Genomic DNA, 10,252 nt, shown 5'->3' with positions numbered 1-10,252 from the left:
TNTTTTTTATATTAACTGCGTTTATTTACAAACGTCAGCTACAGCATTTGAAAAGTATTCAATATTTGACTGGCTAACACCTGCAACATTTACGCGGCTAGAACCAACAATATAAATACCATATTCTTTTTGTAGGCGAGCAATTTGCTCTTTATTAATACCTAAGAAAGAAAACATACCGTTTTGGCGTTCAATAAATGAGAAGTCTTGCGCAATATCTTTAGTTGCTAAGCTTTCCTTAATTAAACTACGTAAGCCATTTATGCGGCTACGCATTTCATCAAGCTCAGAGTGCCATAATTGTGTAAGCTCTGTACTGCTTAAAATAGTATTAACAATATCAGCACCATGCGCTGGCGGCATTGAGTAAATACTACGTACAACGCTTAGCATTACAGAGTTTGAAATATCTGCTGTTGCGCTATCTTTTGCAATTAGTGAACATGCACCAATACGCTCGCGGTATAAGCCAAAGTTTTTAGAACATGAAGAACAAATAATTAGCTCTTCTACTGCATCAGCTAAAATACGTAAGCCACGTGCATCTTCTTCAAGTGAAGCACCAAAGCCTTGGTATGCAATATCAACAAGTGGTGTAAAGCCAACTTCTTTTGCAAGTTCGGCAACTGTGTTCCACTGTGTTTCGTTTAAGTCCATACCGCTTGGGTTATGACAACATGCATGCACTAAAACCACATCACCTTTAGGCACTTGTTTAAGTGTATTGATCATTTCATCAAACAGTAAGTCTTTATTTTCGTAATCGTAATACGGGTATTCTTTTACTGTTAAGCCTGCAGCTTCAAACAAGCTAATATGGTTAGCCCATGTTGGGTTAGTTACCCAAACAGTTGCGTCTGTATTACAACGCTTAATAAATTCAGCTGCAACACGAAGTGCACCCGTACCACCAGGAGCTTGCGCAGTACGTACGCGGTTAGCTAGTAATACTTGATGCTCACCTAATAGTAACTGCTCCATTTTTTGGCAGTAATCTAAATTACCCGCTAAACCAATGTAAGATTTGCTCATTTCGTTTTCAAGACGAAACGCTTCAGCTTTTTTAACCGCTTTAAGAACCGGTGTATTGCCTTGCTCATCTTTGTAGACACCTACACCTAAATCAATTTTATTAGGGTTTGTATCTTGTTTATAGGCCGCCATAAGGCCAAGAATAGGATCTGTTGGTAATGGTTTTAATACTGAGAACATTGGCTATCTCTTATCGTTATTTAGGGGTTAGCTGTTAAGCTAAGCTTAACATAAAAGCACATCATATTGACTAGCGTTATTTACACTAGAAAGTGAGGAATTTTAATACAACATGCAATTAAAACGGCAAGTGTCTTTTCATCAAAAAAATCATTTTTAAAGGCTTCTGCATCTACAATACCAACGCATTCATTTTGTGCATTAAATAAAGGTAGGCAGGTTTCTGATTTAACTTTAGGATCGCATGTGTAGTATTCACCACCTTGTGATAAATACGCCTCAACGTTATTAATAATGCGGCCCTTGTGAGATAGCGCAACCTGTACGTTGTTACTGCCAGCTGCAAATGCTTGCGTTAAAGGAAACAACGGACGACTAGGCGCTCCATGATAAGCCAATTTTAATAGTTGATTACCTTCAGGGGTATTAGTTGATTGATAAATACCATACCAATCAACGCCCGTTTGCTGCTCAATGTAGCTTACAATACTTTGTAAATTAGCCAGCTTAAACTGTTTTTGCTCATCATTTTTAATATAGTCAGTTAATTTGAATGGCTCATCTTGTAAGTAACCAAATAAACTACATGCACCGCCCTCGCCAAGCTCTGGTATTTGATACTCCCAACACACATCAGGCAAAGCAGTGTTTGCTAAATGTAGATCAAGCTTTTCAAGCTCTGTTGAAATCAAAGCTGGATTAGCACTAAGTTGTGCTTGTTTTAAGTAAGAAGAAATCATTTGGCCATCCATACATCTAAAGTTTCGAGAATAATAGCATGGATATTTTTACAGAGCTAGCTCAACTTGTAGCACATTTCAACTTGGTTACCACTGGCGTTATAAGTGACTTTTTCGGCTATTTCTTCTAATAAAGACACCCCTCTGCCAAATTCGTTATTAGCCTTTGCCAACTCATCGTGCTTACTACTAAACCCTCGACCTGAATCACAAATAATAAAATATAAACTGAGCGTGTCGGGGCAATAGCGCATATCAATAATAATCATGGCATCTGTAAGTTTAGCAAGGGCTGCCTCTCTCAACTCGTAATATCGAAAAAAGCCGTCCTCTTGTTTTTTAATTTCTGAGTTAAGGCCTAATACACCATGATCAAGCGCATTGTTATAAGCCTCAGACAACAGTAAAAATATATTAGAACGGTGAGTATTTAACCCCTCAACACTGCTTAAAATATTAACGACGTCGTAAACGGGGTCTGTTTTTTTTATTTGCTCTGAATTTAAGCTCAAAGACAAATTAAAAGCCAAAGTAGAAAATGCTTCTCGCTCTTGTTCCACGGGAATTAAAGGCAGGCAGTTTAGTAAAACAATGCTTAAATCGTCTTGCTGCTTAGTACCATCTGCAAACTTAGTAACATTTGCAACTATGTCTTCACTACTAATCATCGATTTACTTTTTAAGGTTTGTAAAAAACGCTCTTCCCCAAAAAATATATCCTCTTTGTTTGCGGTTTCTATAATACCGTCGGTTGCTAATACTAGGCGTGTATTACTATTTGTTTCAAAATGAATAACTTCATATTCAAATTCTTGTTCATCTAAAATCCCCAGCGCCATATGCTGCGATTCTAATGCTTGTTTTACATTACCGTCTTTATCTATTAGGTAGGCATCGGGTAAGCCGCCCATCCATGCAGAAACACTTTTACCTGATGCACTAAGCTCTATAATGGTTGCAGCACAAAACATATGCCCAGGTAGTAGGTTGTACAGTAGTGTATTTAACTCACAGGCAATATCGTTAACCGCCATGCCTTTTTGTACCATAGTATAAAACACACGAGAAGTTGGTAATGCACCAATAGCGGCTGCAAGGCCATGACCCGTAAAATCTCCCAACATGCAATACAAATTACCGATTGGGCTTTGCGCTACTAAAAACATATCGCCGTTAAACATAGAGGCCGGTGATAAATTAAAATCTAAATACTCTTTAAACTTACCTTGGTTTTCTAATGAGTTATTAAAAATATGCTCAATTATTTCGTGTTCACGTTCAATTTGATTATGATGATATTCAAGCAATTTTTTTTGCTGGTTTGCTTTTTTACTCAGCTCTCTGGTGCGAATATGTGCTTTAATTTTTGCATGCAGAATAACTTTTTCAAATGGTTTATGAATAAAGTCATCGCCACCCACTTCGAGGCAGCGCTCAAAACTTGCTTGATCTTCTAAGGAGGTTATAAAAATAATCGGTAAGTAAACTTCACTATACTGCTGCTTTATTTTTTCAGCAGCTTCAAAACCATCCATTACAGGCATTAAAACATCGAGTAAAACAACGTCTATTTGCTCTCTTTTAAGTACATTAAGTGCATCTAGCCCGTTATAAGCCACTGATATTTTATAACCCTCTTGCTCAAGCATTTTACTTAGTAAAATGCGATTGAGCGCCTGATCATCCACAATTAACACATGTATCATTAGCTAATATCAAACTTTTTATCAAAACGTGAAATTTGTAGAATTTTTCTAAGCTGAGGTTGGCAATTGCTTATTTCAATAGTTTTCACTTGGCTATCAATTGTTTTTTTCATGTTAAGTAACATGCCAAGTGCTGAGCTATCCATGTAGTCAGTCTCTCTTAAATCGATAATAACCTTTACTGTTTTTTCGCTCATTTGAGCATAAGCTTGGCGAAAAGATTGCACTAAATTAAAGTCAAATTTACCTTTGATTTGTATTGTTAATGTAGTGCCATCGACTGATTCATTCTTAGTTAAACTCATATTAAACTCCAATAATATTTCCTTTGAACTAAATATAACCTGTTAAAAGTATTTAGCAAAAAGAAAAACACACAACTTCAAATTTGCTATCATTTACGCCAATATTTAATTAATTTTTATCCATAAAGGTAAGGTATGAGTGATAGTCACTTAGTATATTCAACAAGTACGGGGCGCATTGACCAGCCAAAACCAGAAAAAGAGTTAGAAGCTAAGCTTTTTAAAGATGGTTTTATTCGCATTGAGCGTCAAACAAAAGGACGTAAAGGCAAAGGCGTAATGTTAGTTGTAGGCATTGATCCAAAAGATCATGATTTAAAAAAGTTAGCTAAAACTATAAAAAGCAAAATGGGCCAAGGCGGCGCAGTAAAAGAAGGCATTATTGAAGTGCAAGGTGATGACCGCGATAAACTAAAAGCCATTTTAGAAGCGTTAAAATTTAAAGTTAAAATTGCGGGTGGTTAACCCGCAATTTTATTAACTACTTACTTCGCTATTTGAGAGTTCATTTAACCTTTCATACAATTTTGGCAGTTCGTGCTCAGCAATTGGTTTACTAAAATAATAGCCTTGTACAATGAAGCAATTATTATTTTGTAAAAACTGCATCTGCTCTATTGTCTCAACCCCTTCTGCGACCACGTCTAGCTTTAACTTTTGCGCCATGGCAATAATAGCGGCAGTGATTTCCATATCATTTGTATCCTCAGGGATATCTTTTACAAATGAACGGTCAATTTTCAATATATCAACCGGGAATCGTTTTAAGTAACTGAGTGACGAATAGCCAGTACCAAAATCATCAATAGAAATAGATATACCTAAGGCTTTAAGCTCGTGGAGTTGTGTAATTGCAGCTTCTACATTTCCCATTAGCATACTTTCAGTCAGCTCTAAGTGAAGGCGCTTAGCCGAAACACCCGTCCTAATTATCATTTTACTCAGTGTTGAGACTAAGCTTGAGTCTTTGAACTGGCGAGCCGATAAGTTTATCGATATATTATTTTCTAGGCCTTGCTTTGTTAATCTTACGGCAAAATCACAAGACTCTTGAAGCACCCATTCGCCTAATTCAACTATAAGGCCTGTCGCTTCTGCAATAGGAATAAATTTATCTGGAGGGATTGCGCCTTCAGTTGGGTGGAACCATCTTAATAACGCTTCATAGCCAATGACCTGATGAGTACGACTATCAACTTGAGGTTGGTAGTAAACTACAAACTGTTTTTCTTTTAGTCCTATACGTAGCTCATTTTCAATAAATAAACGCTCATTAGCAGCTGCGTTCAATTCTTGGCTATAAAAATGGAATGTATTACGCCCTTTTGCTTTTGCCTCATACATTGCTAAGTCAGCATGTTTTAATAACTGATCTTCTTCTAGGCTATCGTACGGAGCCATTGTAATACCAATACTCGCGCTCACAATAACTTCATTACTACCTAGTTTTATAGGCACATTCAGTGTTTTTTGAATTGTATTGGCAACATCAGTCGCGTGAGCTTGGCTTTCTATACCACTGAGTAATACTGCAAATTCATCACCACCTAAGCGCGCTATGGTGTCCTCGGCTCGTAAACGTTTTTTAAGTCTGTTTGCCACTTCAATTAATAATTGATCGCCGGCATCGTGGCCTAATGTATCGTTAATACGTTTAAATTCGTCTAAATCAAAGTAAAACAATGCAAATGCATAGTGCCCACGTTCTGCTAATGCCATTGATTTACGCAATTGCATTCTAAAGAACGTTCTGTTGGCAAGGCCCGTAAGGGTGTCAAAGTAAGCAAGCTGCTCCATTTTACGCTGGCTTTCTTTTACAAACGAAATGTCTTGTGCAGATGCTACATAACTGGTTATTTCACCGCCCTCTTCACGAATTGGCGAAACACTTAAAGACACCCAAATTGGCTCTTTATTCAAGCCTTGAATTAATGTATCACCGCGCCAGTAATTACGGCTGCGTAAATCTATGTCTATATCTTCAACTAAAATAGACATTTCTGAGGCAATAATATTAAGTAATGGTGCTCTATTAAAATGACTTTCTGGGTAGCCTGTCATTTCGAGCATTTTTGGATTTACGTATTCAATTACAAAATTCTCATCGGTGATCACAACGCCTGTGCCCGAGAATGCTACCGCTTTAGATAAACGGTTAGCTGCTTTTTCAGCAATTTCTTTTTCTGTAATTCTCTGGTTTAAGCCATCGATAAGTTTGCGAATTTCTACCGTCATGTCTCTAAATGAGCCATTAAGCGTGCCAATTTCATCTTTGTTTTCTGGTGGGAACTCTGTAGTTAATTGACCTTTGCCAAAACTTGTAACTGCATAAACCAAAGTATGTAAACGGCGAAGGACTAGTTGATAAAGCGCTTGATGCAGCAATAAGGCAACTAATATTGCGTATAAAATAAAGAGACCAAAAAACTTCAGTTTTAAATCTTGTAATGCAGATAACGTCGATGAACGCTTTTTATATACCCCTATGTACCAATCTAAGTCATCAATCTTACGAATATTGATAATATGAGCTTCGTCATTTTTTTCAAACGAATTTGCGTATTCAGGTAATTTCACCGCAATTACATCATCAATAATCGACTGCAGTGCTGGGTTTACAAATTCATTAGTAGCGAGTGCTTTATTATCACTACCATAGTCGGCTAGTAAGGTCGGATTTAGATCTGGGTGTGCTAACAATTGCCCTTTACTATCAAACACAAGTAGGTGTTTTTCTTTATCACCAACAGGTAAAAATGAAATAAGTTTGTTGAGGGAAATATCGCTCCCCGTCACACCTAAAAACTCATTATCGACATAAACTGGCACTAGTAAGCTAATAACCCATTTGCGCCATACTGTATCGTAATAGACTTTTGACCATGCAGGCTCTCTTACTGTTTCAAGCGTGCTTTTAATCGATTTATAAGTTGAGCCATTCGTTGCTCTAAAGTCGGCAGGTGCGTTTAATGCCCAATTTGGAGGAGAAACACGAATAAAATCATCATCTGTTATTAGATAAAAGTTAAAAAAGTCGTGTACCAGTGTAGGAGAAATTATGCGCCACAGCATCTCAGAATCATTAAATAGGCGTTTATAAAAAGGAGAGTAATTTTGCTGTGGTAAAAATGCTGCTGATAAACCATCAGCAGAGGCACTTCGAATCGTACCGTCACTATTAAATTGTAACTGTGATTTATTGCTTAAATTAATTGGTGAATTGGGTTGAAAAAGTTGTTGTGTTACTACGTTATTAGCTTGCTGAGCAATATTTACTTTTGTTTTAATGCGCTCATTAAATTGCTTCACTAATAAATCTGTCGAGCTTTTTAAAACTTCGTGTTCTTCAAAAACGAGTTGTTTCTCTTCAGATTTAAGCATTAAGGCAGCCGCACATACCCCAGCTATTAAGCAAATAGCGGATATGAGTAGCGATAGTTTTACACTTAAAGAATTCAATCCAAAACGCGATGGAGGGCGTCTGTAAACCACGGGTCAACCTTAATTATTAATAATTGTTATTATTTGAACCAGTTAACGAAATATACCAGATCCGCATTCATATTTATAAATTATTTGTAAACTTTCTATAAAAACTAATATAGGGAAATAAATAGTACTCTAAGCTTATTTAGATCTTTATTGACATTGGTAGCAACTCTCCATACATTAACTGCATGAACATATTTATCTCTCGCACTTTTTTTTCGTTTTTTAGCTTCTTTATATAGAAGAGGCTTCCCTGTTTGTGAGATAAAATCAATCGAATAGTAAAGCCTCCCAACCGGGAGGCTTTTTTGTTTTTGCTGTGTAATAACAGCCTACTTTTGGAATGAGGATACCAAAATGACAAATGATGTATTAAATGCACTAAGACACGATATAAATGAAATAGACTCCGATTTACTCGTGTTATTAGCTAAACGTCGTCGTATTAGCCACGGTGTGGTTGAGTATAAAATTGCTAACAACAAACCAATTCGCGATGAAGCACGTGAACTCGCACTTTTAGAGAAACTGATTGGTTATGGTAAATCACTAGGTTTAGATGCTTACTACGTGAATAATGTTTTTCAAACTATTTTGGAAGACTCAGTTTTACACCAACAAGCAATGCTACAAAAAAACCTGAATCCAGATGCCCTTAGTGAAACACACCGTGTAACTTACTTAGGTGGTCAGGGTTCTTATAGCCAACTAGCATGCCATAAATATTTTAGCCGCCGCCCGGGTAAATTAGTTGAAATTGGCTGTACATCGTTTGACGAAATAACAGGTAAAGTAGAAAACGGACAAGCTGATTTTGGTTTATTACCCATTGAAAACACAAGCTCTGGCAGTATTAACGAGGTGTTTGACTTATTACAGCACGCGCAAGTGTCTATTGTTGGAGAAGTAACTCACAGTGTAGAGCATTGCTTACTCGCCAACCCTGATACTGAACTTAGTCAACTAACAAAAATATTTGCACACCCACAACCATTTGCGCAGTGCAGCCGTTTTTTACAGGGCTTAGGTGATTTACAACACGAAACATGTGACTCAACATCAAGCGCGCTACAATCAGCTCTGAACACTCCATACAGTGCTGCAATTGGCTCTGCACAAGCGGGGAAAAATGTCGGGCTTGAGGTTATTAAATCAAACCTAGCTAATCAAAGCGAAAACCATAGCCGCTTTATTGTTGTTGCACGTAAGCCTCTACAAGTGTCTAACCAAATTCCAACTAAAACTAGTTTGATCATGTCGACAAAACAACAAGCGGGCTCACTAGCCGATGCGTTAATGATTTTTAAGCAGCATAAGATTAATTTAGTAAAACTTGAATCTCGCCCTACTCCGGGCAATCCGTGGGAAGAAGTTTTTTATGTTGACCTAGAAGCAAACTTAGCTGAAAGCCAAGTAAAAGAAGCGCTAGAAGAACTTAAAGAGCACACCCAATATGTACGTATTTTAGGATGCTACCAAAGCGAGTCACTACAGGCAGTAAGCGTTAATACTTAATAAGCAATTTTACAAATCAAAAAGGGCCGATATCGGCCCTTTTTCGTTAACTAGTACCAGTCTGCATAAATATTTTAGCAATTTAACGAATTAAATCCCCATACTTAAGCAAACGGTATAACAAATATTAATCTAAAACTTTTGAATCATTCGCTTTATTTAATAAGCTTCTGCTTTGCGTTAAAAAGTGTTCTGTCGAGTCAGAAAAGTAAACTTTAGCCTCAGCAAAAGAATCAATAAGCGCTGCTTTATCTCCCGCTTTTAATTTTGCTAACGTACTTGCGAAGGTATCTTGGTACTGTGCAAGTAAGGTTTCTACATCATCGAATTGTGCTAGCATAATATCTGAGTAAAGCTCAGGCGACTGCGCAAATAAACGCCCTACCATCATCAGTTCTAATTGATATATAGGTGACGAGCAGCTACGTAATTCTTCTAGTGTATGACTTTGTTTTGCTAGAAATTGTCCGTACACAAATGTCGTTAAATGGCGCATTACCTGAATAATTTGCATTGCTTCATCATGCTTTTTAGCATCAAGCTCAACAAGCTGACAACCCCATACTTGTAACTGCTGTAACAAACCTTTTGCCGCTTGGTGCTCTCGTCCTTCACATACAACGACTGTTTGTTTTACCCAGTGTGATATATCAGGCCCAAACATAGGATGCAAACCAACCACAGGGCCACTGTGCGCAGCTTTTAGTGCTTTAATAGGCGATTGCTTTACCGATGTAATATCAACTAGTAAACAGTCTTCATCTAGTTTAGGTAACTTAGCAACTACAGCGTCCAATGCATTAATAGGTACGCTAATCATTACCAGCTTGGCACCTTTTAAAATACTTTTAGCATCGTTTTGCTGATCTTTATCTAAGATTTTAACTTCGTAACCTGAGCGAATAAACTGCTGTGCAAATAACTGGCCCATGGCACCTTGACCACCCACAATTACAATTGGCGAAAGCTCTGGCGCTGCGCATGCAAGTTTTGCTTGTTGGTTTTGATAGGCTTCTCGCATCATACGTCTTAGTATATCTTCAACGAGATCTGGGCTTACATTTTGATTTATTGCTTCTTGTCGTCTTGCCGCTAATAGCTCTGCTTCACGGACAGGTGCATGTAAAGGCGCGCCTGTTTGTTGTTTTATCTCACCAATTTTTTGCGTAATACCATTACGTTTAGCGAGTAAGGCAACAAGTTGTGCATCGCATTCATCTATACCTTCTCTTAGCTGTGATAAATCACTTATGTCAGCCACGTTCGTCCCACCTTAAAAAACCAA

8 protein-coding genes and 1 other annotated feature are annotated in these 10,252 nt (G+C 37.5%); of the genes, 2 read left to right on the top strand and 6 right to left on the bottom strand.

What is annotated here, in order from left to right; translation table 11 throughout:
* Nucleotides 1–21: 21 nt before the first annotated feature.
* The 4 genes from P20429_RS14835 to P20429_RS14850 all read right to left on the bottom strand — a co-directional run bounded on the left by P20429_RS14835 (nucleotide 22) and on the right by P20429_RS14850 (nucleotide 3,963).
* On the bottom strand, nucleotides 22–1,212 hold the full coding sequence (locus P20429_RS14835) for an amino acid aminotransferase (RefSeq protein ID WP_007581419.1): 1,191 nt from the start codon (nucleotides 1,210–1,212) through the stop codon (nucleotides 22–24).
* Between the two features lie 80 nt (nucleotides 1,213–1,292).
* Nucleotides 1,293–1,952: a GAF domain-containing protein gene (locus P20429_RS14840; RefSeq protein WP_007581418.1), complete on the bottom strand. Its 660-nt coding sequence runs from the start codon at nucleotides 1,950–1,952 to the stop codon at nucleotides 1,293–1,295.
* A 56-nt stretch (nucleotides 1,953–2,008) separates the two neighbouring features.
* Nucleotides 2,009–3,658, bottom strand: coding sequence for a SpoIIE family protein phosphatase (locus P20429_RS14845; RefSeq protein ID WP_033026396.1), 1,650 nt, complete (start codon nucleotides 3,656–3,658; stop codon nucleotides 2,009–2,011).
* The gene (locus tag P20429_RS14850; protein ID WP_002962948.1) at nucleotides 3,658–3,963 is read right to left on the bottom strand and encodes an STAS domain-containing protein; all 306 of its coding nucleotides are present in this window, start codon (nucleotides 3,961–3,963) and stop codon (nucleotides 3,658–3,660) included. Before P20429_RS14850 ends, P20429_RS14845 begins: the two co-directional genes overlap by 1 nt.
* 135 nt (nucleotides 3,964–4,098) lie before the next feature.
* On the opposite strand from P20429_RS14850, the gene P20429_RS14855 reads away from it, so the two are divergent.
* Entirely contained in the window at nucleotides 4,099–4,428 is a 330-nt protein-coding gene (locus P20429_RS14855; protein WP_007581414.1) for a translation initiation factor, read from the top strand.
* Between the two features lie 12 nt (nucleotides 4,429–4,440).
* Here P20429_RS14855 and P20429_RS14860 read toward each other — a convergent pair whose 3' ends face one another.
* Complete coding sequence (locus tag P20429_RS14860) at nucleotides 4,441–7,455, bottom strand: EAL domain-containing protein (protein WP_021032079.1); 3,015 nt, start codon at nucleotides 7,453–7,455, stop codon at nucleotides 4,441–4,443.
* 192 nt (nucleotides 7,456–7,647) lie between these two features.
* Nucleotides 7,648–7,765 (top strand) — a sequence feature (Phe leader region).
* Nucleotides 7,766–7,809: 44 nt separating this feature from the next.
* Here P20429_RS14860 and P20429_RS14865 point away from each other — a divergent pair.
* Entirely contained in the window at nucleotides 7,810–8,967 is a 1,158-nt protein-coding gene (locus tag P20429_RS14865; RefSeq protein ID WP_007581410.1) for a chorismate mutase, read from the top strand.
* Between the two features lie 127 nt (nucleotides 8,968–9,094).
* On the opposite strand, the gene tyrA is transcribed toward P20429_RS14865, so the two are convergent.
* Complete coding sequence (gene tyrA, locus P20429_RS14870) at nucleotides 9,095–10,228, bottom strand: bifunctional chorismate mutase/prephenate dehydrogenase (protein ID WP_007581408.1); 1,134 nt, start codon at nucleotides 10,226–10,228, stop codon at nucleotides 9,095–9,097.
* Nucleotides 10,229–10,252: the final 24 nt, after the last annotated feature.

It is taken from the genome of Pseudoalteromonas sp. BSi20429 (assembly GCF_000238895.1).
Taxonomy (GTDB): domain Bacteria; phylum Pseudomonadota; class Gammaproteobacteria; order Enterobacterales; family Alteromonadaceae; genus Pseudoalteromonas; species Pseudoalteromonas arctica.
The sequence above is the reverse complement of the archived record's forward strand: the minus strand, read 5'-3'. Positions and strand labels throughout refer to the sequence as shown.